At 64.4% G+C, this 23,645-nt stretch carries 17 protein-coding genes, 1 other RNA gene and 1 pseudogene; 12 read left to right on the top strand and 7 right to left on the bottom strand.

Features of this window, described 5'->3' with window-relative positions:
• Positions 1-183 precede the first annotated feature (183 nt).
• Both uraH and LOY42_RS18095 read left to right on the top strand, forming a co-directional pair.
• Entirely contained in the window at positions 184-537 is a 354-nt protein-coding gene (gene uraH, locus LOY42_RS18100; protein WP_028692847.1) for a hydroxyisourate hydrolase, read from the top strand.
• Between the two features lie 183 nt (positions 538-720).
• Positions 721-966, top strand: a pseudogene (locus tag LOY42_RS18095) (RHS repeat-associated core domain-containing protein); the annotation flags it as partial.
• 454 nt (positions 967-1,420) lie between these two features.
• On the opposite strand, the gene LOY42_RS18090 reads toward LOY42_RS18095, so the two are convergent.
• On the bottom strand, positions 1,421-2,770 hold the full coding sequence (locus LOY42_RS18090) for an NCS2 family permease (RefSeq protein ID WP_258598671.1): 1,350 nt from the start codon (positions 2,768-2,770) through the stop codon (positions 1,421-1,423).
• A gap of 355 nt (positions 2,771-3,125) precedes the next feature.
• On the opposite strand from LOY42_RS18090, the gene LOY42_RS18085 reads away from it, so the two are divergent.
• Both LOY42_RS18085 and aqpZ read left to right on the top strand, forming a co-directional pair.
• Complete coding sequence (locus tag LOY42_RS18085) at positions 3,126-3,881, top strand: GntR family transcriptional regulator (protein WP_038705701.1); 756 nt, start codon at positions 3,126-3,128, stop codon at positions 3,879-3,881.
• 264 nt (positions 3,882-4,145) lie between these two features.
• Complete coding sequence (aqpZ, locus tag LOY42_RS18080; RefSeq protein WP_102684656.1) at positions 4,146-4,844, top strand: aquaporin Z; 699 nt, start codon at positions 4,146-4,148, stop codon at positions 4,842-4,844.
• Here aqpZ and guaD read toward each other — a convergent pair.
• The 4 genes from guaD to xdhA all read right to left on the bottom strand — a co-directional run bounded on the left by guaD (position 4,841) and on the right by xdhA (position 10,977).
• A complete protein-coding gene (gene guaD, locus LOY42_RS18075; RefSeq protein WP_139672546.1) occupies positions 4,841-6,145 on the bottom strand; it encodes a guanine deaminase in 1,305 nt (434 codons plus the stop codon). The two genes, aqpZ and guaD, sit on opposite strands and share 4 nt — an antisense overlap.
• A 10-nt stretch (positions 6,146-6,155) precedes the next feature.
• A complete protein-coding gene (gene xdhC, locus LOY42_RS18070; RefSeq protein WP_102684658.1) occupies positions 6,156-7,001 on the bottom strand; it encodes a xanthine dehydrogenase accessory protein XdhC in 846 nt (281 codons plus the stop codon).
• Positions 7,002-7,130: 129 nt separating this feature from the next.
• Complete coding sequence (xdhB, locus tag LOY42_RS18065; protein ID WP_139672543.1) at positions 7,131-9,530, bottom strand: xanthine dehydrogenase molybdopterin binding subunit; 2,400 nt, start codon at positions 9,528-9,530, stop codon at positions 7,131-7,133.
• Positions 9,523-10,977 carry a xanthine dehydrogenase small subunit gene (gene xdhA, locus LOY42_RS18060; protein ID WP_139672540.1) on the bottom strand — a complete coding sequence of 485 codons (1,455 nt, stop codon included), beginning with the start codon at positions 10,975-10,977 and terminating at the stop codon, positions 9,523-9,525. Before xdhA ends, xdhB begins: the two co-directional genes overlap by 8 nt.
• 272 nt (positions 10,978-11,249) lie before the next feature.
• Between xdhA and LOY42_RS18055 the strand changes: the two genes are divergently transcribed.
• From LOY42_RS18055 to LOY42_RS18025, 7 genes are all read left to right on the top strand, one after another.
• On the top strand, positions 11,250-11,909 hold the full coding sequence (locus LOY42_RS18055; protein ID WP_110699108.1) for a GntR family transcriptional regulator: 660 nt from the start codon (positions 11,250-11,252) through the stop codon (positions 11,907-11,909).
• A gap of 3 nt (positions 11,910-11,912) precedes the next feature.
• Positions 11,913-15,401, top strand: coding sequence for a chromosome segregation protein SMC (gene smc, locus LOY42_RS18050; protein ID WP_258598666.1), 3,489 nt, complete (start codon positions 11,913-11,915; stop codon positions 15,399-15,401).
• Positions 15,402-15,762: 361 nt separating this feature from the next.
• Positions 15,763-16,653, top strand: a complete 891-nt coding sequence (zipA, locus tag LOY42_RS18045; RefSeq protein WP_139672534.1) for a cell division protein ZipA — start codon at positions 15,763-15,765, stop codon at positions 16,651-16,653.
• A gap of 100 nt (positions 16,654-16,753) precedes the next feature.
• Positions 16,754-19,096, top strand: a complete 2,343-nt coding sequence (gene ligA / locus LOY42_RS18040; protein WP_258598663.1) for an NAD-dependent DNA ligase LigA — start codon at positions 16,754-16,756, stop codon at positions 19,094-19,096.
• Between the two features lie 156 nt (positions 19,097-19,252).
• Positions 19,253-19,349, top strand: an RNA gene (gene ffs, locus LOY42_RS18035) — signal recognition particle sRNA small type.
• A gap of 163 nt (positions 19,350-19,512) precedes the next feature.
• On the top strand, positions 19,513-19,902 hold the full coding sequence (locus LOY42_RS18030) for a hypothetical protein (RefSeq protein WP_139672528.1): 390 nt from the start codon (positions 19,513-19,515) through the stop codon (positions 19,900-19,902).
• Positions 19,903-19,925: 23 nt separating this feature from the next.
• On the top strand, positions 19,926-21,872 hold the full coding sequence (locus LOY42_RS18025; RefSeq protein ID WP_139673200.1) for a hypothetical protein: 1,947 nt from the start codon (positions 19,926-19,928) through the stop codon (positions 21,870-21,872).
• On the opposite strand, the gene LOY42_RS18020 is transcribed toward LOY42_RS18025, so the two are convergent.
• Entirely contained in the window at positions 21,826-22,260 is a 435-nt protein-coding gene (locus LOY42_RS18020) for a helix-turn-helix domain-containing protein (RefSeq protein WP_258598660.1), read from the bottom strand. The two genes, LOY42_RS18025 and LOY42_RS18020, sit on opposite strands and share 47 nt — an antisense overlap.
• Before the next feature lie 85 nt (positions 22,261-22,345).
• Between LOY42_RS18020 and LOY42_RS18015 the strand changes: the two genes are divergently transcribed.
• The gene (locus LOY42_RS18015; RefSeq protein ID WP_139672522.1) at positions 22,346-22,840 is read left to right on the top strand and encodes a DUF2938 domain-containing protein; all 495 of its coding nucleotides are present in this window, start codon (positions 22,346-22,348) and stop codon (positions 22,838-22,840) included.
• On the opposite strand, the gene LOY42_RS18010 is transcribed toward LOY42_RS18015, so the two are convergent.
• Complete coding sequence (locus tag LOY42_RS18010; RefSeq protein ID WP_139672519.1) at positions 22,801-23,598, bottom strand: ABC transporter substrate-binding protein; 798 nt, start codon at positions 23,596-23,598, stop codon at positions 22,801-22,803. The two genes, LOY42_RS18015 and LOY42_RS18010, sit on opposite strands and share 40 nt — an antisense overlap.
• Between the last annotated feature and the right edge of the window lie 47 nt (positions 23,599-23,645).

Here is a 23,645-nt window from a genome sequence, read left to right as displayed (position 1 = left end):
CGTGAGGGTCGGCATCGGGCGTGTCTTTGCGACTGATGGAGTGTTCGAGGAGTGTTGACCTGGAATGCAGAAAAAATTGTGTACAATCTATCGCTAAACTGTCTTAATGGCTGCATTCCCGCACGGTGCCAGCCTGTTGCCGTGTATTTTTTGCCCACGTAGACGACAAGAGGCGACAAGCAAATGGGACGTTTGACCACACACGTACTGGACGCCGCGCATGGCTGCCCGGGCAGCTCGATCAAGGTCGAGCTGTACCGCGTCGAAGGCCAGCAACTGGAACTGGTGAACACCGCCCTGACCAACAGCGATGGCCGCGTCGATGCGCCGCTGCTGCAGGGCGACGATTACCGCACCGGCGTCTATCAATTGCAGTTCAGCGCCGGTGACTATTACCGCGCCAAGGGTGTGAAGCTGCCGGACACCGCGTTCCTCGATGTTGTCGTGCTGCGCTTTGGCATCGACGAGCAGCAGGAGCACTACCACGTGCCGCTGCTGATCTCGCCGTACAGCTATTCGACCTATCGTGGAAGCTAGTTGGTCGCTAGAAGAATCTTCGTAGGTCCTTGGCCCGCTCTCACACTGGCGGGCTTTTTTTCGTCTGCTGAATATGCTCTTTCAGGTGGGGGCTCGGCGTGCCACTGACATTTTTGTCAGTGGTCTGTGTGTCGGTCGTTTGAGACCATCGGGCTTTCAGTCAGCTGAGCATCCGGCCTGATGAGCACTCAATATGCATACACGCCCTATGGCTACCATAGGCGCGGTCAAGTTTCCCTCGGGTTCACTGGCGAGTTGGTGGAAAGGGCAACTGGTCATTACCTTTTGGGTAATGGTTACAGAGCGTACAATCCGGTTTTGATGACTTTCAATAGCCCGGACAGTATGAGTCCGTTCGCCAAAGGTGATTTGAACGCATACAGCTACTGTCAGGGAGATCCGCTGAACAACAAAGACCCAAGTGGTCATGTTAAATCATCTGTGATGTTACTTGGTAAGGCGGCGAGGCGTATAGTACTTGGGTTTCACGCGACAGATGGATTTAATGTACCAGGGTTGGTGCAAGGTGTTTCCCGAGGCCATTCAAGGCCAGGTAGGCAAGCTCAAGGGGAGGCTTTCTATCTCGGGCCAGACTCAGCATATGTAGAGCCCTACCGTAAAGCCGCTATAGAGGGTGTTACCTTAGTGGTACTTCTTAAAGCCGATGTCAGTTTAGTGCCAGACATAGGCTACAAGAAGGATGCGTTTGATGTGACCGCGATCCTGCCAGCGGCTTATGATGTCATTGAAGTTGTAAAAGAGGCTCCGCCTGACGCAAAGCCAGCCAACCTTCCGCGGACGGGCATTTTCGCGAGGAAAAAAACTATATCACCAGGATCAACAAGTAAGGGCGCCGAAGCGCCCCCTGTTAAGGCTGTGAAAATCAGAGGAACACAAACTTCGCAATGAAGATGGCGCACAGCACCCACAGGCTGGCCGAGATCTCCTTGAATTTCCCGGTGCCCGCCTTGAGCGCCACGTAGCTGATGAAGCCAAGGGCAATGCCGTCCGCCACCGAGAAGGTCAGTGGCATCATGATCACCGTGACGATCGCCGGAATGCTGTCGGTGGCTTCATCCCACTCGATATGCGCCATGCTGCCCATCATCAGCATCGCCACGTAGATCAGCGCGCCGGCGGTGGCATAGGCCGGAATCATTCCGGCCAGCGGGGCGAAGAACATTGCGGCAATGAACAGCACGCCAACCACCACGGCGGTCAAACCGGTGCGCCCGCCTGCCGCCACACCCGCAGCACTTTCCACGTAGCTGGTCACCGGCGGCACGCCGACCACCGCGCCGAACACGCTGGAGGTGCTGTCGGCCTTCAGTGCCCGCGACAGGTTCTCGATACGCCCGTCCGGTGCCACCAGGTTGGCCCGCTGGGCCACCCCCATCAGCGTGCCGGCGGTGTCGAACATATGCACGAACAGGAACGCCAGCACCACGCTGATCATGCTGACGTTGAACACGCCGACCACGTCCATGGCCATCCAGGTCGGTGCCAGGCTCGGCGGCATCGACACCACCCCGCCGAACTTGACCAGGCCCAGGCCCCAGCCGGCCAGGGTGACGCCGATGATGCTGATCAGGATCGCGCCGAACACCCGCTTGTAGCTGAGGATGGCGATCAGCAGGAAGCACACCGCCGCCAGCAGTGGGCCGGGCTCATGCAGCGAGCCCAGCTTGACCAGGGTTGCCGGGCTGTCGACGATGATGCCGGCGGTTTTCAGGCCGATCAGCCCGAGGAACAAGCCGACGCCGGCCCCCATGGCATGGCGCAGGCTTAGCGGGATGCTGTTGAGCAGCCACTCACGCACGCGCGAAACGGTCAGGAACATGAACAGCACGCCTGAGACGAACACCGCCCCCAGCGCCGTTTCCCAGTTGTAGCCCATGGTGCCGACCACGGTGTAGGTGAAGAAGGCATTGAGCCCCATGCCCGGCGCCAGGCCCACCGGCCAGTTGGCGTACAGGCCCATCAGCAGGCAGCCCAACGCGGCGGCGATGCAAGTGGCGACGAACGCGGCGCCGTGGTCGATGCCGGCGTCGGCCATGATGTTGGGGTTGACGAAGATGATGTAGGCCATGGTGATGAAGGTGGTCACCCCGGCGATCAGCTCGGTGCGGACGGTGCTGCCATGCTGCTTGAGTTTGAAAATCCGCTCCAGCCAGCCCGTTTCGAGCGGTGGGACGAGATCCAGCGTAGGTGCTTCGGATTTGCGGCTTTCCACAGCGAGTACTCCTCAAGTCTTTCTTGTTGTTCGAAGCCTGGTCCTGAGCCATGCACTGGGGGGCTTCGCGAGGGGGTGTGGCAGACGTCCGACCAGTTTGTTGACTTTTGGGTCAGGAAGTTGCTCGCAGGATTATGCTTTTGTGTACAAAGAATGCAAATAATGTTTTATCTTTTGTTCCCACGAACTGCCGTACAACGGCTATATAGGTAAAAGGCCACCTGCAGAAACGGGTCAGCCTGTGTACAATGGCGCCATACCTTGGCCCCTTTTCTTCTTCCAGGGCTTGCCATCCCCCCGCTGACCGGTATTACAGTCACGGTCCGACTGGCAGATCCTTTGTGCTCGAGAGCCCATGAACGAACAGCTGCAACCTCTAAAAAAACCTGTGCGCACTGGCAAGGCCGGCCGCAGCGGTACCCAGGACGACATCGTCTATGCGCATATCTTCGAGGCGATCCTCGAGCAGCGTCTGGCACCGGGCACCAAGTTGAGCGAGGAAGCACTGGGCGAGATCTTCGGCGTCAGCCGCACCATCATCCGCCGCGCCCTGTCGCGCCTGGCCCATGAAAGCGTGGTGCTGTTGCGGCCCAACCGTGGTGCGGTGGTGGCCAGCCCCACGGTCGAGGAGGCGCGGCAGGTGTTCTTCTCGCGGCGCATGGTCGAGCGCGCCATCACCGAACTGGCCGTGCAGCACGCCACTCTCGAACAGCTCAACGAACTGCGCCAGATGGTCCGCGAGGAGCGTGACAGCTTCTCCCGTGGCGACCGTGGCGCCGGTATCCGCCTGTCCGGCGAGTTTCACCTCAAGCTGGCCGAAGCCGCCGGCAACGCACCGCTGGTGAGCTTCCAGCGCAGCCTGGTGTCGCAGACTTCGCTGATCATCGCCCAGTACGAAAGCGGCAACCGCTCGCACTGCTCGTACGATGAGCACATGCAGCTGATCGATGCGATCGAGGCCCGTGATGCCGAGCAGGCGGTAAGCCTGATGATGCATCACATGGACCATATCGACAGCAAGCTCAACCTCGACGAGGAGAGCGCCTCGGACGATCTGCACGCGGTGTTCTCCCACCTGTTGAAAAAGCCCAAGGCTACTGCCAAGGGTTGATCGTTTGCCTGCCTGAGCGGGGCTGCTTCGCAGTTCTTTCGCCGCCACGACAAACCGGCTCCTACAGGGAGGCGCCTGGTATGCGTTCATGCGGTCGGAGTGGGAGCCGGCTTGTCGCAGCGACGAACCGCGGCGAAAGGGGCGCGAAGCGGCCCCTGGCTTTACTGGCCCTTGGCCAAGGCTCTGCTAGATTTTCCTCAGCAAACCTTCATCAAGCAGTTGGGCTTGCGCAGTCGTTGCGTCCAATTACTTGAGGAATGCTCCATGAGTTCATCCCTGGGTGTGCGCATGGGTGCCGAGCTGGTCGGCACCTTCTGGTTGGTCCTGGGTGGTTGTGGCAGCGCGGTGCTGGCCGCCAGCTCGCCTGTCGGCATCGGTGTCCTGGGTGTCGCCTTCGCTTTCGGCCTTACCGTCCTGACCATGGCATTCGCCATCGGCCATATCTCCGGTTGTCACCTCAACCCCGCCGTGTCGTTCGGGCTGGTGGTGGGGGGGCGATTCCCGGCAAAAGAGTTGCTGCCCTACGTGATTGCCCAGGTGATCGGCGCGATCCTCGCCGCGGCGGTGATCTACTTCATCGCCACCGGCAAGGCCGGTTTCGAGGTGGGTAACGGCATGGCGTCGAATGGTTATGGCGAACACTCGCCCGGCGGCTACACCCTGGCCGCAGGCTTCGTCAGCGAAGTGGTGATGACCGCGATGTTCCTGGTGATCATCATGGGCGCCACGGACGCCCGGGCGCCGGCCGGGTTTGCGCCGATCGCCATTGGCCTGGCGTTGACCTTGATCCACCTGATCTCGATCCCGGTCACCAACACCTCGGTGAACCCGGCGCGCAGCACCGGGCCTGCGCTGTTCGTCGGTGGCTGGGCGCTGCAGCAACTTTGGCTGTTCTGGCTGGCACCGCTGATCGGCGCTGCGATCGGCGGTGCATTCTATCGAGGCCTGGCCAAACAACCTTAGCGCTGGTGTACGCAACGCCCGGCGGCGTAGGTCTCGCGCACGGTGCGGTCGTCGCCCAGGGTGGTGAGCACGAACAAGGTCTCCTCGATGCTTTTCGACTGCTGCAGGCGGTAGTCCAGCAGCGGGGTGGCCTTGTAGTCGAGCACCACGAAGTCGGCGTCATTGCCCGGGTGCAGGCTGCCGATGCGGTCCTCCAGGCGCAGGGCGCGGGCACCGCCGAGGGTGGCCAGGTACAGCGACTTGTACGGGTGCAGGCGCGCGCCTTGCAACTGCATCACCTTGTACGCCTCGTTCAGGGTGTTGAGCAGCGAGAAGCTGGTGCCGGCGCCGACATCGGTGCCCAGGCCGACGTTGACCTTGAAGCGCTCGGCCTGGGGCAGGTTGAACAGGCCGCTGCCGAGGAACAGGTTGGAGGTCGGGCAGAAGGCGATGGCCGAACCGGTTTCGGCCAGGCGCTGGCACTCGTCGTCGCACAGGTGCACGCCGTGGGCGAACACCGAGCGCTCGCCGAGCAGCTCGAAGTGGTCGTAGACGTCCAGGTAGCCTTTCTGCTCGGGGAACAGTTCCTTGACCCAGTCGATTTCCTTGAGGTTCTCCGACAGGTGGGTGTGCATGTACACGCCCGGGTGCTCCTTGAGCAACTGGCCGGCCACGCTCAACTGTTCCGGCGTGCTGGTCGGCGCGAAGCGCGGGGTGACCGCGTAGTGCAGGCGGCCCTTGCCGTGCCAGCGCTCGATCAGCATCTTGCTGTCGCGGTAGCTGGACTCGGCGGTATCGGTCAGGTAGTCGGGGGCGTTGCGGTCCATCATCACCTTGCCGGCGATCATGCGCAGGTCCAGGCGCTCGGCCTCCTCGAACAGGGCGTTGACCGACTCGGGGTGCACGCTGCCGAACACCAGCGCGGTGGTGGTGCCGTTGCGCAGCAGTTCGGCGAGGAAGATCTTCGCCACCTGGTCGGCATGGGCCTTGTCGGCGAACTGCTTTTCGCAGGGGAAGGTGTAGGTGTTCAGCCAGTCCAGCAGCTGTTCGCCGTAGGAGCCGATCATGCCGGTCTGCGGGAAGTGGATGTGGGTGTCGATGAAACCCGGGGTGATCAGGGCGTCCTGGTAGTGTTGCACCGGGATGGCGGCGTCGAGGGTTGGCAGCAGCTCGCTGGCATGGCCCAGGGCGCTGATGCGGCCGTCGTCGACCACCAGCAGGCCGTCTTCATAGTATTCGCAGGACGCCTCCAGGCCGACCTCGGCGGGGTCGGCGATGCTGTGCAGGATGGCGGCTCGGTAGGCTTTGCGGGTTGCGCTCATGGGGCTCTCGTCAAAGGGTCTGGCTGCGTCGCGAGGACGGCAGCAACTGGGCGATGGGGCCTGAGTTGGCGGCAGCGTCGTGCTGGCCGAAGCAGGCGTTGTAGGTGGCAATGATTTCGGCGGCGATGGACACGGCGATCTCGATCGGCAGCTTGCCCTTGACCTCGGCCAGGCCCATCGGGCAGCGCATGCGCGCCATCAGGGCGTCGTCGAAGCCGCGCTCGCGCAGGCGGTGCTCGAACTTGACGCGCTTGGTCTTCGAACCGATCAGGCCGAACCAGGTGAAGTCGTTGCGCTTGAGGATCGCGGCGGTCAGCTCCAGGTCCAGCTGGTGGTTATGGGTCATGACGATGCAGTAGCTGCCGGCGGGCAGGTCGGCAACTTCGTCGACCGGCTCTTCGCTGACGATCTTGCTCACCCCGGTGGGGATGAGCGCGGGGAACTCCTGCTCGCGCGAATCGATCCAGCGCACCCGGCAGGGCAGCGCGGCGAGCAAGGGTACCAGAGCGCGGCCGACATGGCCCGCGCCGAACACGGCGATCTCGGCTTGCACGCCGCTCATCGGCTCGAACAGCAGCACGGTGGCGCCGCCGCAGCACTGGCCGAGGCTGGCGCCGAGGCTGAAGCGCTCCAGGTGCGGGGTACTGCGGTGTTCCGCGAGCATCTGCCGGGCGATGTGCAGGGCCTTGAACTCCAGGTGGCCGCCGCCGATGGTGTCGTACAGCGCGCTGGCGCTGACCACCATTTTCGAGCCGGCGTTGCGCGGGGTGGAGCCGCGCTCCTCGATGATGGTCACCAGCACGCAGGGCTCGCCACGGGCTTGGTGGTCGGCGAGGGCGTTGATCCATTGGTGCATGATTCAGATCCTCTATCAAACGACTCGGTCCTTGTAGGAGCGGGTTCACCCGCGATCAGCCGCGAAGCGGCTGCCAGGCACCGCGGTGTCAGCTTCGCGGCTGAAGCCGCTCCTACAGGGGCGGCGGCGTCAGTGCGTCACGGGCTCCAGTTGCTGTTCGGCAGGCTGCGCCGCGGCCACCGCCTTGCGCATCTGCTCGCAACCCCACAACACCCGCTCCGGCGTCGACGGCGCGTCGATGTTTGGCTGCACGCGGTAGTCGGCGATGCTCGCCACCGCGTCCTTGATCGCGCACCAGGCGGCAATGCCGAGCATGAACGGCGGCTCGCCCACGGCCTTGGAGTGGAACACGGTGTCCTCGGGGTTCTTGCGGTTCTCCACCAGCTTGACGCGCATATCGATCGGCATGTCGGCCACTGCCGGGATCTTGTAGCTGGCCGGGCCGTTGGTCATCAGCTTGCCCTTGGCATTCCACACCAGTTCCTCGGTGGTCAGCCAGCCCATGCCCTGGACAAAACCACCCTCCACCTGGCCGATGTCGATGGCAGGGTTCAGCGAATCGCCCACGTCGTGCAGGATGTCGGCGCGCAGCATCTTGTACTCGCCGGTCAGGGTATCGACGATCACCTCCACGCAGGCGGCGCCGAACGCGAAGTAGTAGAACGGGCGGCCACGGGCCTGGTTGCGGTCGTAGAAAATCTTCGGCGTGCGGTAGAAACCGGTGGTCGACAGCGACACCTGGGCGAAATAGGCCTGCTGGACCAATTGCTCGAAACTGACGATCTGCTCGCGCACGCGCACATGGCCGTTACGGAACTCGACGTCTTCCTCGGTGACGTTGTAGTGCCGGGCCGCGAACTCGGTCAGGCGCTTCTTGAGGATCTCGGCGGCGTTCTGCGCGGCCTTGCCGTTCAGGTCGGCGCCGCTGGAGGCGGCGGTGGGCGAGGTGTTGGGCACCTTGTCGGTATTGGTGGCGGTGATCTGGATACGGTTGAAGTCGACCTGGAACACCTGCGCCACCACCTGGGCGACCTTGGTGTTCAGGCCCTGGCCCATTTCGGTGCCGCCGTGGTTGAGGTGGATGCTGCCGTCGGTGTAGATGTGGATCAAGGCACCTGCCTGGTTGAGGAAGGTGGCGGTGAACGAGATGCCGAACTTCACCGGGGTCAGCGCCAGGCCTTTTTTCAGCACCGGGCTGTTGGCGTTGAAGCGGCGGATCGATTCGCGGCGCTCATGGTAGTCGCTGCTGGCTTCGAGCTCGGCGGTCATCTCCTCGAGCATGTTGTGCTCGACGGTCTGGTAGTAGTGGGTGACGTTGCGCTCGGTCTTGCCGTAGTAGTTGGCCTTGCGCACCGCCAGCGGGTCGAGGGCCAGGTGACGGGCGATATGGTCCATCACCTGCTCGATGGCGACCATCCCCTGCGGGCCGCCGAAGCCGCGGTAGGCAGTGTTGGAGGCCGTGTTGGTCTTGCAGCGGTGGCCGTGCACCGTGGCATCGCCCAGGTAGTAGGCGTTGTCGGAGTGGAACATGGCGCGGTCGACGATCGAACCGGACAGGTCCGGCGAGTAGCCGCAGTTGCCCGCCAGGTCGAAATTGATCCCGTGCAGGCGGCCGTTGTCGTCGAAGCCGACGTCATATTCCACGTAGAACGGGTGACGCTTGCCGGTCATGGTCATGTCTTCGACCCGCGGCAGGCGCATCTTGGTCGGCTGGCCGGTCAGGCGCGCGATCACCGCGCACAGGCACGCGGGGCTGGCGGCCTGGGTTTCCTTGCCGCCGAAACCGCCACCCATGCGGCGCATGTCGACGACGATCTTGTGCATCGGCACGTCGAGCACCTCGGCCACCAGCTTCTGCACCTCGGTGGGGTTTTGCGTCGAGCAGTAGACGATCATGCCGCCGTCTTCACCGGGCATCACCGAGCTGATCTGGGTCTCCAGGTAGAAGTGCTCCTGGCCGCCGATGTGCAGGGTGCCCTGGATGCGGTGCGGGGCACTGGCCAGTGCGGCGGCAGAGTCGCCGCGCTGGTGGGTGTGGCTGTCGAGCACGAAATGCTTCTTGCGCAGGGCCTCGACCACGTCGAGCACCGGCTCCAGGTCTTCGTACTCGACGATGGCGGCCATGGCGGCGCGCCTGGCGGTCTCGAGGTCGCAGGCGGCAACGGCGAGCACCGGCTGGCCGAAGAACTCGACCTTGTCGATGGCCAGCAACGGGTCGCCGGCGACCACCGGGCCGATGTCCTTGAGGCCCGGGATATCTTCGTGGGTGATGGCGATGCGCACCCCTTCGAACTGGTAGCAGGGCGTGGTGTCGATGCGCAGGATGCGCGCATGAGCGCGGTCGGCGGTGCGTGCATAGACGTGCAGCTGGTTGGGGAATTCCAGGCGGTCGTCGATGTACACCGCCTCGCCGGCCACATGCTTGTCGGCGCTGTCGTGCTTGAGGCTGCGGCCGACCCCGGTGGTCAGGTCCTGGCTGAACAGTGCGGCCATCTCGGCCTGGCTCTTGACGGCGTGATGGTTAGACATAGGCGGTCACCCGGGTTTCGATGTGCGGCGTTTGCAGTTCGATGAAGTACTTGCGCAGCAGGTTCTGCGCGGTCAGCAGGCGGTACTCGCGGCTGGCGCGGAAGTCGCTGAGCGGGGTGAAGTCCTCGGCCAGGGCCTGGCAGGCGCGTTCGACGCTGGCCTGGGTCCACGGCTTGCCGCGCAGTGCGGCTTCGCAGGCGCGGGCACGCTTGGGAGTCGCCGCCATGCCGCCGAAGGCGATGCGCACGCCGCTGACCACCCCGTTCTCGATGCTCAGGTTGAACGCCGCGCACACCGCGGAGATATCGTCGTCCAGGCGCTTGGACACCTTGTAGGCACGGAAGGCCCAGTCGTTGCTGGCGCGCGGCACGATGATCTTCTCGATGAACTCGCTGTCCTGGCGTGCAGTGATGCGGTAGTCGATGAAGTAGTCTTCCAGGGCCAGGGTGCGCTGGCGCTCGCCTTGGCGCAGGACGATCTGCGCGTCGAGGGCGATCAACAGAGGTGGCGAGTCACCGATTGGCGAGGCGTTGCCGATATTGCCGCCGAGAGTGCCCTGGTTGCGGATCTGCAGCGAGGCGAAGCGGTGCAGCAGGTCGCCGAAGTCGGGGTACTCCTCGTTGAGCGCGGTGTAGCAGTCGGTCAGCGGCGTGGCGGCGCCGATCTCCAGATGGCTGGCGGTCTTGTCGATGCGCTTGAGTTCGGCGACATGGCCGACGTAGATCATCACCGGCAGGGTGCGGTGGAACTGGGTGACTTCCAGCGCCAGGTCGGTACCCCCGGCCAGCAGGCGCGCCTCGGGGTGCGAGCTGTACAGGTCGGCCAGGTCGGCCACGGTCAGCGGCACCAGGCAGCGCTTGTCGCCGCTATTAAGCTCGCCGGTCTGTTGCGGGGCGATGGCCTTGAGGCGGGCGATGGTCTGCGCCTGCTGAGCGTCGAACTGGTCGCGGCAGGGGCGTGCGCAGCTCTGCTCGGCAGCCTCGAGGATCGGCCGGTAGCCGGTGCAGCGGCACAGGTTGCCGGCCAGGGCCTCCTGGGCCTGGTGCAGGTCGTGGCCTTGGCTGTTCTTCTGCAGGGCGAACAGCGACATGACGAAGCCAGGGGTGCAGAAGCCGCACTGCGAGCCATGGCAGTCGGCCATGGCCTTTTGCACGCTGTGCAGTTCGCCCTGGTGCTTGAGACCCTCGACGCTGATCAGTTGCTTGCCGTGCAGGGCGGAGACGAACGTCAGGCATGAGTTGAGGCTGCGGTAGCGGATGTCGTCGCCACCCTGGGCGTTTTCGACAAGTTCGCCGACGACCACGGTGCAGGCGCCACAGTCGCCGCTGGCGCAGCCTTCCTTGGTGCCGGGTTTGCCCAGGTGCTCGCGCAGGTACTGCAGCACCGTCATGTTCGGGTCCAGGGCATGCTCGCTGCGCAGCTCCTGGTTGACGAGAAACTGGATCACGGGGGAGGGCCTCGCAATGGTTTTATTGTTGTTCTGGCGGACTCTAAGCAACGGCTGACCTTCGGGTCAATAATTTTCTGACTCAAAGGTCAAGAATTTGCACGAGGGCCTTCCGAGCCGCCTCATCGAGCCTTTTCCAAAGCATAGTTCGCGCCGTGCAGGAAAGTTGACCCGCCAGTCGCACAAAGCATGCAGTCCTGCTGCGCGAGCGCCTGGCAAGTGCGCTACAATCGCGCCCTTGTGCACAGCTACCCAGATTGCGAAGGAAAACCATGACGTTCAAGGCGCCGGACAGCCTCTCCGAGCAAATTGCCCACTACCTGGCCGAGCGGATCATCCGTGGCGAACTCGCACCCGGCGAGCGCATCCAGGAGCAGAAGGTCACCCAGGCCCTTAACGTCAGCCGCGGTTCGGTGCGCGAGGCGCTGCTCATCCTCGAGCGCCGGCACCTGGTGGCCATCCTGCCGCGCCGTGGCGCCCATGTGACCGAGCTCGACGAAAACAGCGTGCGCAGCCTGTGCGCCCTGATGGGCGAGTTCTACATCCTGCTGGGCAATGCCGTTGCCCAGCATTGGCGCACCGAGGGCGACCTGCGCCCGTTCCTGGACATCCAGCAGCGCCTCAAGCAGGCCCATGCCGGCAAGGATATCAAGGCCTTCGTCGGCGACAGCTTCGCGGTGATGCGCGCCGCGTATCCGTTCGCCAACAACCCGTACCTGCAGGAAACCGTCGAGAACCTGCAGCCGGCCATGAGCCGCGCCTACTACCTGGCCCTGGACCAGCGCCAGGCCAACATGGCCGATTACCTGGAGCTGTTTGCCTGCCTGCTCGAAGCTGTGGTCGCCCGCGACCTGCCGCGCATCCGCGAGGTGCTCACCGCCTATTGCCAGCGCAGTTGCGAACTGGTGCTGGCGGCGCTGGCGCGGGTCTGACCGGTGCGCCTGAAGTGCATCCGCCTGGCCGGGTTCAAGTCGTTCGTCGACCCGACCACGGTCAACTTCCCCAGCAACATGGCCGCCGTGGTCGGCCCCAACGGCTGCGGTAAATCCAACATCATCGACGCGGTGCGCTGGGTGATGGGCGAGAGTTCGGCGAAGAACCTGCGTGGCGAGTCGATGACCGATGTCATCTTCAACGGCTCCACCAGCCGCAAGCCGGTCAGCCAGGCCAGCATCGAGCTGGTGTTCGACAACAGCGACAACAGCCTGGTGGGCGAGTACGCCGCCTACGCCGAGATCTCGATCCGCCGCAAGGTCACCCGCGACGGGCAGAACACCTATTACCTGAACGGCACCAAGTGCCGGCGTCGTGACATCACCGATATCTTCCTCGGCACCGGTCTGGGGCCGCGCAGCTATTCGATCATCGAGCAGGGCATGATCAGCAAGCTGATCGAGGCCAAGCCCGAGGAGTTGCGCAACTTCATCGAGGAAGCGGCGGGCATCTCCAAGTACAAGGAGCGTCGCCGCGAGACCGAGAGCCGCATCCGCCGTACCCAGGAAAACCTCGCGCGCCTGACCGACCTGCGCGAAGAGCTGGAACGCCAGATCGAGCGCCTGCACCGCCAGGCCCAGGCTGCCGAGAAATACCGTGAGTACAAGGCCGAGGAGCGTCAGCTCAAGGCACGCCTGTCGGCTCTGCGCTGGCGCGACCTGGATGAGCGGGTGCGCCAGCGCGAGACGGTGATCGGCGACCAGGAGGTCGCCTTCGAGGCGCTGGTGGCCGAACAGCGCAACGCCGACGCCAGCATCGAGCGACTGCGCGACGGTCACCATGAGTTGTCCGAACGCTTCAACCAGGTGCAGGGCCGCTTCTATTCGGTGGCTGGCGATATCGCCCGCGTCGAGCAGAGCATCCAGCACGGCCAGCAGCGTCTGCGCCAGTTGCAGGACGACCTGAAGGAGGCCGAGCGCAGCCGCCTGGAAACCGAATCGCACCTGGGGCATGACCGCACCTTGCTGGCGACCCTCGGCGAAGAATTGGCAATGCTCGAACCGGAGCAGGAGCTGACCCTGGCCGCGGCCGAGGAAGCCGCCGCGACCCTGGAGGAAGCTGAGCTCGGCATGCACGGCTGGCAGGAGCAGTGGGACGGCTTCAACACCCGCTCCGCCGAGCCGCGCCGTCAGGCCGAGGTGCAGCAGGCGCGCCTGGCGCAGCTCGAATCCAGCCTGGAGCGCCTGGCCGAGCGCCAGCGCAAGCTGGGCGAGGAGGGTGAGCAGCTCGGTGGTGATACCCAGGACACCGAGACGTTTGATCTGGGCGAGCAAGTGGCCAGCAGCGAGTTGCTGCTCGAAGAGCTGCACCTGCAAGAGCAGCAGGTGGTCGAGCGCCTGGAAGGGTTGCGCGAACACCTGCAGCAGACCAGCCAGGCACAACAGCAACAGCAGGGTGATCTGCAGCGCCTGGGCGGGCGTCTGGCCTCGCTGGAGGCTTTGCAGCAGGCGGCGCTGGAGCCCGGTGTGGGGGCCGCCGACTGGCTGCGCGCCCAGGGCCTGGAGCAGCGCCCGCGCCTGGCCGAGGGGCTGCGGGTCGAGCCCGGCTGGGAGCTGGCGGTGGAAACGGTGCTTGGCGCCGACCTGCAGGCAGTGTTGCTGGATGACTTCGCCGGCCTGGACTTCGCCGCGCTGGAGCAGGGCGATCTGCGCCTGCTGCTGGGCGGGGGCGAGGGTCCGCGTGTTCCCGGCAGCCTGCTCGACAAGGTCGAGGGGCGGGCCGACCTGTCGGCCTGGCTGGGGCAGGTGAGGCCGGTTGAAACGCTGGAGCAGGCGTTGGCGCAGCGGGCGTCACTGGTTGCTGGGCAAAGCCTGGTCAGCCGCGACGGATACTGGGTGGGGCGGCATTTCCTGCGGGTCAGCCGCGGTGGTGAAGCCCAGGGCGGCGTGCTGGCCAGGGGCCAGGAAATCGAACGCCTGGCCCAGGAACAACTGGAGCAGGAAGCGTCGCTCGAACAGCTCGACGAGCAACTGCAGTGTCTGCGTGAACAACAGCTCGACCTGGAGGAGCAGCGCGAGCAATTGCGCCGTCGCAGCCAGGACGAGAGCCGCCAGCACGGTGAGCTCAAGGCGCGCCTGTCTGCTGGCCGGGCCCGGGCCGAACAGCTTGAACTGCGCCGCCGACGCTTGCACGAAGAGTTGGCCGAGCTCCAGGAGCAGCGTGCCCTGGAGCATGAGCAGTTGGGCGAGGCGCGCCTGCTGTTGCAGGAGTCCCTCGACCTGATGGCCGCGGACACCGAACAGCGCGAGCAACTGATGGCGCGCCGCGACACCCTGCGCGAAGGTCTCGACCGGGTCCGCCAGGAGGCCCGCCAGCACAAGGATCATGCCCATCAACTGGCCGTGCGCCTGGGCTCGTTGCGCGCCCAGCACGATTCCACCCGCCAGGCGCTTGAGCGCCTGGAGCAGCAGGCCGCGCGCCTGAACGAGCGTCAGGAGCAACTGAACCTGAATCTCGAGGAAGGCGAGGCGCCGCTCGAAGAGTTGCGCCTGAAGCTTGAGGAACTGCTCGAGCGCCGCATGAGTGTCGACGAAGAAATGCGCCAGGCGCGGCTGCACATGGACGAGGCGGACCGTGAGTTGCGTGATGCCGAGCGCCGCCGCACCCAGGCCGAGCAGCAGTCGCAGCTGTTGCGCGGCCAGCTGGAGCAGCAGCGCCTGGAGTCCCAGGGGCTGGATGTGCGGCGCAAGACCTTGCAGGAACAACTGCTCGCCGACGGCTACGATCTTCAGGGCGTGCTCGCCACGCTCGAGGCCGACGCCAGCGAGCAGGGCACCGAGCAGGCGCTGGAGCAGGTCGAGGCGCGTATCCAGCGCCTGGGCGCGATCAACCTGGCGGCCATCGAAGAGTACGAGCAGCAATCCGAGCGTAAGCGCTACCTGGATGCCCAGGACGCCGATCTGGTCGAGGCACTGGAGACCCTGGAAAACGTCATCCGCAAGATCGACAAGGAAACCCGCAACCGCTTCAAGGATACCTTTGATCAGATAAATGCCGGATTACAGGCACTTTTCCCAAAAGTTTTCGGTGGCGGCAGCGCTTATCTGGAACTGACGGGCGAAGATCTACTCGATACAGGGGTGACGATCATGGCGCGCCCGCCGGGCAAGAAGAACAGCACCATCCATCTGCTGTCCGGCGGCGAGAAGGCATTGACGGCCTTGGCCCTGGTGTTCGCCATCTTCAAGCTGAACCCGGCGCCGTTCTGCATGCTCGACGAAGTCGACGCACCTTTGGACGATGCCAACGTCGGGCGCTATGCGCGCCTGGTCAAGGAAATGAGCGAAACCGTGCAGTTCATCTACATCACTCACAACAAGATCGCCATGGAAATGGCCGACCAGCTGATGGGGGTGACCATGCACGAACCGGGTTGTTCACGTCTTGTAGCAGTTGATGTGGAAGAGGCTATGGCCATGGTCGATGCCTAGGGTCTGTTCGAAATGTGTCTGCGCGAAGGCCAGACAAGGCGAAAAGGGGGGAGGAACGGCCGGGGTCGCGCCCGACTGGACTGGAGTACATGAGCATTCCGAGCCCCGTTTCAACGCAGTATGGGCGAGTGCAGATACATTTCGGACAGAGCCTAAGGGGTAAAGAAAGGGTGTGAACGTGTAGGCAAAAGCCTCAGCAGACGCGACAGACGGTGTAAAGTTGCCTTTGGTCGTGCTAGCTTAATGTCACTTGTTTTTTGCGTGGGTAAAACGCCTGTCAGAACATAGAGTTGGCGCCACGTGTTAAAGGCCTTTGAAGCCTTTGTTTTCAAGCATATTTTTTATAGAGGCACGGGATTACATGGAAATCGGTCTGCGCGAGTGGCTGATCGTCATCGGCATCATTGTCATCGCCGGTATTCTTTTCGACGGCTGGCGCCGCATGCGCGGCGGCAAGGGCAAATTGAAGTTCCGTCTGGACCGTAGCTACGCCAACGCCCCGGACGACGACAGCGGCGGCGCCGAGGTGCTCGGCCCTTCGCGTGTGCTGGAAACCCATAAAGAGCCCGAGCTGGACGAGAGCGACCTGCCATCGGTCAGCGCTCCAGTGCGTGAGCGCGAACGCGAGCGTGAAGCCAAACCGGCCAAGGCCAAGCGCGGCAAGCGCAACAACAGCGAGCCGCAACAGGGCGACCTGAAGCTGGCCGCCGAGCCGCGTGAACCGGACCTGTTCGACGCTGGCGACGATGACTTCGCCGCCGACACCGCCCGCAACAGCGGTTTCACTGCCGCGTCCACGCCGGCCAAGGAGCTGCCGCCGGCCGAAGAAGTGCTGGTGATCAGTGTCATCTCGCGCGACGAAGGCGGCTTCAAGGGGCCGGCGCTGTTGCAGAACATCCTGGAAAGCGGCCTGCGCTTCGGCGAGATGGACATCTTCCATCGCCACGAGAGCATGGCCGGCCACGGCGAAGTGCTGTTCTCCATGGCCAATGCGGTCAAGCCCGGCGTGTTCGACCTGGATGACATCGACCATTTCAGCACCCGTGCGGTGAGCTTCTTCCTCGGCCTGCCAGGCCCGCGCCACCCCAAGCAGGCCTTCGACGTAATGGTCGCCGCCGCCCGCAAGCTGGCCCACGAGCTCAATGGCGAACTCAAGGACGACCAGCGCAGCGTGTTGACCGCCCAGACCATCGAGCACTACCGCCAGCGTATCGTCGAGTTCGAGCGCCGCGCCCTGACGCAGAAACGCTGACCGACCCGAGCGGGCGGACCCTGCCTCGGTCCGCGCCGCGATGATTGAAACGAAAGAGCAGCCAGGGGCTGCTCTTTTGCTTTGCAAGAGAAGACCAGGAATGAACGCCGAATCCCGAATCCATGAACTGCGCGCCGAACTCGACCAGCACAACTACCGCTACTACGTGCTCGACGAACCCAGCGTGCCTGATGCCGAGTACGACCGCCTGTTCAATGAGCTCAAGGCGCTGGAAGCCGAACATCCGCACCTGGTGACTCCGGATTCGCCGACCCAGCGCGTCGGTGGTGCGGCACTGGCGGCCTTCAGCCAGGTACGTCACGAGATACCGATGCTCAGCCTGGGCAACGCCTTCGAGGAAGACGACCTGCGCGACTTCGGCCGCCGCGTGGTCGAAGGCCTGGACCTGCCGGGCGGCGATCAGGCGGCCGTGGACTACAGCTGCGAGCCCAAGCTCGACGGCCTGGCGGTGAGCCTGCTGTACCGCGACGGCCAGCTGGTGCAGGGCGCCACCCGCGGCGATGGCACTACCGGTGAGGACATCAGCGCCAACGTGCGCACCGTGCGCAACATCCCGCTCAAGCTGCAGGGCGAGGGCTGGCCGGCGGTGCTGGAAGTGCGCGGCGAGGTGTACATGAGCAAGGCCGGTTTCGACCGGCTCAATGCGGCCCAGGCCGAGGCCGGCGGCAAGACCTTCGCCAACCCGCGCAACGCCGCCGCCGGCAGCCTGCGCCAGCTGGACTCGAAGATCACCGCCAGCCGCCCGCTGGAGTTCTGCTGCTATGGCGTCGGCCAGGTGTCCGAGCCGTTTGGCGACAGCCATATCGGTATCCTGGAGAAACTCAAGACCTGGGGGCTGCCGATCAGTCGCGAGCTCAGGCACGCCGCTGGTATCGACGAGTGCCTGGCCTATTACCGGGACATCGGCGCGCGCCGCAACAGCCTGCCCTACGAAATCGATGGGGTGGTATTCAAGGTCAATGCCCTGGCCTCCCAGCGTGAGCTGGGTTTCCGTGCCCGTGAGCCGCGCTGGGCGATCGCCCACAAGTTCCCGGCCATGGAAGAGCTCACCGAGGTGCTCGATGTCGAGTTCCAGGTCGGGCGTACCGGCGCGGTGACTCCGGTCGCCCGCCTCAAGCCGGTGAAGGTGGCCGGCGTGACGGTGTCCAACGCCACCCTGCACAACATGGACGAGATCGCCCGGTTGGGCCTGCGTATCGACGACACGGTGATCATCCGCCGTGCCGGTGACGTGATCCCGCAGGTCATGCAGGTGGTGCTCGAGCGCCGCCCCGAAGGCGCGCGTGCGGTGCAGGTGCCGAGCCAATGCCCGGTGTGCGGCTCGCAGGTCGAGCGCACTCAGCTGGTCAAGCGCAGCAAGGGCAAGGAAACCACCAGCGAAGGCGCGGTGTACCGCTGTGTGGGGCGCCTGAGCTGCGCCGCCCAGCTCAAGCAGGCGATCATCCATTATGTGTCGCGTCGCGCCATGGACATTGATGGCTTGGGCGAAAAGAGCGTCGAGCAACTGGTCGATGAAAACCTGATCCGCTCGCCGGCCGACCTCTACAAGCTGGAATTCGAGCAAGTGGTCGCCCTTGAAGGCTTTGCCGAGGTCTCCAGCCGCAAGCTGCTCGAAGCCATCGATGCCAGCAAGCGCCCGAGCCTGGCGCGTTTCATCTACGCCCTGGGCATCCCCGATGTCGGCGAGGAGACCGCCAAGGTCCTGGCCCGCTCCCTGGGCAGCCTGGCGCGGGTGCAGGTGGCGCTGCCGCAGGTGCTGACCTACCTGCCGGACATCGGCTTGGAAGTCGCCTACGAGATCCATAATTTCTTCGAGGACGAACACAACCGTGCGGTGATCAAGCAGCTGCTGGACAGCGGTATGCAACTGCAGGATGAAGGGGAGCTGGGCGCCGAGTTCGCCGCCAGCACCACCCTCGCCGGGATGCTCGCCAAGCTCGATATCCCGTCGGTCGGCCCGACCGGCGCCGAGAAGCTGGTAGACAAGCTGGGCACCCTGGACAAGATCATCGCCGCCGATGGCATCGACTTGCGCCAGGCCCTGAATACCAAGGCCGCCGACGGGGTGCGCGAGTTCTTCAAGGTCGAGGCCAACCAGCAGTTGGCCCGCGCCATCGAAGCCCAGTTGCTGGAGTTCGGCATGCACTGGTCGTGCGAGAGGAAGTCCGCCGAGGGTTTGCCGCTGGCCGGCCAGACCTGGGTGCTGACCGGTACCCTGGAGCGCATGAGCCGCGATATCGCCAAGGAAAAGCTGGAAAGCCTGGGGGCCAAGGTGGCGGGCTCCGTGTCCGGCAAGACCCATTGCGTGGTGGCCGGGCCCGGCGCCGGCTCCAAGTTGGCCAAGGCCAGCGAGCTGGGCGTGTCGGTGATGGACGAAGAGGCGTTCGTGGGCTTCCTTGCGGAGCGCGGAATCGACGTCTGAAGGTCAGGGCGTTATCGCAGGGGTGTGCCTGACCCTGCGATGGCTTTTCCACAAGTCCTTGAGAAATGATGGTTTTTTCTCGATCAAAGGTTGTAACTTCTCGCTGGCGTTGTACAATGGCGCGGCTCGTCAGCTGGCGAGCCGTCGTGGTGGCCCCATCGGTCCCCCCGCATTGATTACCCGTTAACCTGGTCAGGCCCGGAAGGGAGCAGCCATAGCGGGAACATCGAGTGCCGGGGTGTGGCTGGTGGGGCCGCCTCCATTTTGGGCGCAGGGTTTTTCCGGCGTACCTGTCAGGCGTCGCACATCAGACGCGTTTCTTTACACCCTCGCACTGTTTTCCGCCTGCACGATCCCGCGCAGCGCCTTATCATGCATCCCATCGTGTTGGCCCATTCGGCCAGGAGATAGCGACCGTGGAACATGTCGACGACCTCACCCGCCAGAAGATTCGCGAGTGGCAGCTGCGCCGCCTGGAAATAAAGGACCAGATGGCCGCCAGTCCCGAGCGCGTGCTGGAGTTGTCCCAGGTGCTCGACCAGATGGAAGAAGAGCACGAGCGCATCCTCGAGGAAGCGGCTGCGCCAGTGGCGGTGAAGGCTGGCGCGGCGGCCTTGGAGCTGCAGGTGTCGGCGCGCTCGGTGCGTGACTTGCGCAAGCTGCTGGAGCTGGCCCTGCATGAACTCGATGGCGTGCTCGACGCACCGCAGGCGGGTGTCAGCTATCCCGGCGACATGGCCGGGTCGTTGGGGGCCTACCGCTTCGAACTGGTGGTGGGGCAGGCCGCTGAATCCGACAAACCTTGAGTGATCCCCGGACCCGTACCGACATGCAGCCCGAGCACTTGGACTTTTCCCATCCGGTATACCTGCCGGTCACCGCAGAGGTGTGCCAGGCCTTGCTGGCCGACGGCACGCTGGCGCTCGACACCCTGGGCGAGCCGGAGTTGGCGGCAGTGCTGGTGATCCAGAACCTGGCCCAGGCACAGGGGCAGGTCGATGCGCGGGCGGCGGAAAAGGTGCTGGGCAAGCTGTTGGCGTGGGCGGTAGATGGCGCGCACTCGCCTGGCGTGGGGTTGTTGTCTGAGGCCCGTAGGCTGTTCGATGCGCGCAAGCTCTATTTCGGCCTTGAGGTGATCAAGGGTTCGAAGCTGCGTCTGCTCGACGCGGAGCAGGTCCAGGCGCGGGAATACCTGCTGGCCGATGGCAAGTGGGATTTCGACTACCGCATTCGCCTGCATCACAGCGACAACCCGTTCAGCCAGCGGGTGACCACCGGCTTCGATACCGAACGCTGGCTGACCGTCGAGCAGGACAAGCTGCTCAAGGTTATCCAGGCCAACCTCGACGAAGACATCCACGTGCAGGGCTATGCCGGGATCGGCAAGAGCTACCTGCTCGGCGCGCTCATGGACTGCCTGCCCCGTGGTCGGGTGCTGGCCCTGGCGCGCACGCCGGCCAAGCTCGGCGCCTTGCGTCGGCGCATGGGGCTGGATGAGCAGGCCAAGGTCGGCATGACCTTCGGCCAGTTCGCCCGGGCCCTGCTCAAGGATACCCGGTCAGTTTCCGCCCGGACGGCGCAGCGCGGTCCTGGCAAGCGCAGGCTGGCCGAGGAACTGGGGATCGTCGGATTGCGCCAGTACGACGCCGAGCATGCCCTGGACATCTGCCTGGAAGTGCTGCGCAACTACTGCGATTCGCGGGATTACAGCCTGTCGAATCGTCATCTGCCGTATTTTCGCCAAGCACTCTCCGGCGTCGATACCCAGGTCCTGCTCGAGTACGCCAGCCGGCTATGGCGCTACCTGGAGGCGCAACCGGCCTGGGGCGCGCAGACCGGGTTCGAGGCGTTGCTGCTGCTCAAGCGAGCGAGCCTGACTGGCTGCAGCGTGCCAGGGCGCTTCAGCCACGTGATCATCGACGAGAGCCAGGACGTGCCGGCCTCGCTGCTGCAAGTCATCGAACGGGGCCGCCAGGTGCTGATCACCCTGGGTGACGAATACCAGAAGGCCTGCGGCGAGGTGGTCAGGCGCGAGCGTCAGGTACGGCAGAAGGACATGGCCTTTGCCGTGCGCTCCGGACCCAAGGTAGAGCGCCTGATCAACCCGTTGATCGGTGTGCACTCGAAGAAGTCCAAGGTCGCGTTCGAGGCCGCACGGCATGTCGATGTCGGTATCGAGCACTTCCCCGAAGGGTTCATCCCTCCCGAGGGCTGCGTGGTGCTGACCGCCTCGTGCTGGGACACGATGCGCTGGGCCATGGAAATGGCCGAGTCCAATTGCTTGTTGAACTTCCCCGATTGGCCTCAAATGCGCCGCTTCATGGCCACGGCAATCGGCCTGTTCAGGGCTGCGTTCTATGCGCCCGGGCAGGACGCCGAAGGGCCGCATCCGTACTTCGCGCACCTGCTCGATTGGCAGCAGGTGCGCGAGTCCGAGCGTTTCGATGCCGCGTTCCTCTGGGTCGAGGCGCGCCTTGAGGCGGGTTTCAAGCTTGCAGACTTGACGCTGCTGGACGCACGCATCGCTGCACGGCCCGACAGCCTGACGGTGTTGATGGCCGAGGAGGCCGGTGGCCTGGAGTTCGATCAGGTGCTGCTGACACCGGAACTGATGACCACCGACCGCTTCAAGGACGCCTACGCCTTCGATGCCCGGATCTGCGCCGTGTATATCGCCCTGTCGCGGGCGCGTCGGCAGCTGTACCTGCCGTATGACGTGGAGGAGTGGATCAACTACCACAAGGGCCAGCCGTTCCGCGAGTTACACGGCTACTGAGGCCTCCACGCCTGCCCAGGCTGGCCGACACCCGCATCAGCCGCTGGAAGGTCGGGCATTGCAGATGGTTCTCCTCAGGGCACTGCGCCGCATGGCGCAACCCCTTGCTCATCGCCTGCAGCCGTTTTATCCGGCGGTCGATCTCGTCGGCCTTGGCCAGCAGCAACTCGCGGTCGACCCGTTGCTCGTCAAGCATGGCGGCTACTTCGTCCAGCGAAAAGCCAGCCGCCTGTCCCAGCGAGATCAGCGCCAGGCGCTCGGGGGTGTCTGGCGGGAACTGGCGGCGTTGCCCATGGCTGGCCAGTGATCTGAGCAACCCCTTGTTCGCGTAGTAACGCAATGTCGACGCCGGCACTCCGGTGCGCCTGGCGACATCGGCAATGTCCATTGCAACCCCTCTTGACTTGAAGTTGACTTCAACTTGCATGCTGCTTGGCATCGACCTTTCCGTCAATCTGCCAAGGGCTCTCGTCATGACCATCTCCTCGCTTGTGCTTTCCATCCTGTTCATCGGCATCGGCGCCACCCTGGTCATGGATCTGTGGACCGTGTTGCTCAGGCATCTGGGCGTCACCACCCTTAACTACGCCATGGTCGGGCGCTGGGCGGGGCACCTGCTCGAAGGGCGCTGGCGGCATGCGGCGATCGGCAAGGCTGCGCCGGTCAGGGGGGAGCTGGTGTGGGGCTGGCTGCTCCACTACGCCACAGGGTTGGTATTCGCGGCGCTGCTGGCGGCTATTGCAGGGGAGGGCTGGTTGCGGGCGCCGACACTGTGGCCAGCCTTGCTGTTCGGGGTGGTCTCGGTGCTCGTGCCATTGTGCGTGGTGCAGCCTGCATTGGGGGCAGGGTATTTCGCGACGAACACACCCGCGCCCTTGAAGAGCTGCCTGCGCAGCCTGGCGACGCACTGCGTGTTCGGTTTGGGCCTCTACCTGGCGGCACTGGGTGTCGCGGCTGCGGGTACTTGAGGGCTGTCGTCACCTGCGAACGGATGGGGCTCGCTATAACGCTCGACGATCCGCTGCATTTCCCCGGACTGCTTGATCCGCACCAGCGCCCTGAGCACCGCCTGGGTCGGCAGTGCGGGGTCGTTGCGCACCATGCAGCCCAGCGCCTGCTCTTCAAGCACGGCCAGGGCCTGCAGGTGTTGAGCCGGGGGCAGGGAGCGGTTGTACCACTGCAGCGACAACTGGTTGCTCACGGCATGGCGCAAGCGCCCGACCTGGAGTTTCTGCAGGACCAGCAACTGGTTGCGGCTATCTTCGCGCTGCAGGCGGGCCTTGTTGAACAGCGGCTCGAGCGTGGGGTAGGTGTAGCCGAGCACGGTGCCGATGGCCTGGGGTGGCAGTGCGTCCGGGCTGACGGGGCCGCTGTCGCCGGGGCGGCCGACCAGCAGGTCGCGTTGCTCTATGAGAGGGATGCTCCAGAGATAGTCGCCGGGCCGATCGGTCAACCATTGGGTGGAAACGTAGCAGCGTACGTCGATTTCGCCGGCCTGCATCGCCTCCTGCAGGCGCAGGCGCGCCAGCACATGGTACTGGGGGCGGGCATCGACCTCCCGGGCGATGGCCTGCATCAGCTCCAACAGGATGCCTTCCGCTGGCTGCTGGTCCTCGATGCGCATCAGCGGCATGCTCCAGCTTTCGGCGATGGAGAAGCGCAGCACCGGCGGTTGCGCCAGGCCGTGGGTGGCCCACAACAACAGGATGGCCAGGACTCGCCGCACGCCTCATCCTCCCTGATCCGTCGTCCGTGTGCCCGTCACTGAGCTTA

The sequence above is a fragment of the Pseudomonas sp. B21-023 genome, from assembly GCF_024749165.1.
In the GTDB taxonomy this organism is placed as follows: Bacteria; Pseudomonadota; Gammaproteobacteria; order Pseudomonadales; family Pseudomonadaceae; genus Aquipseudomonas.
Note: the sequence above shows the minus strand (reverse complement) of the source record. Positions and strands in the feature narration are given on the sequence as shown.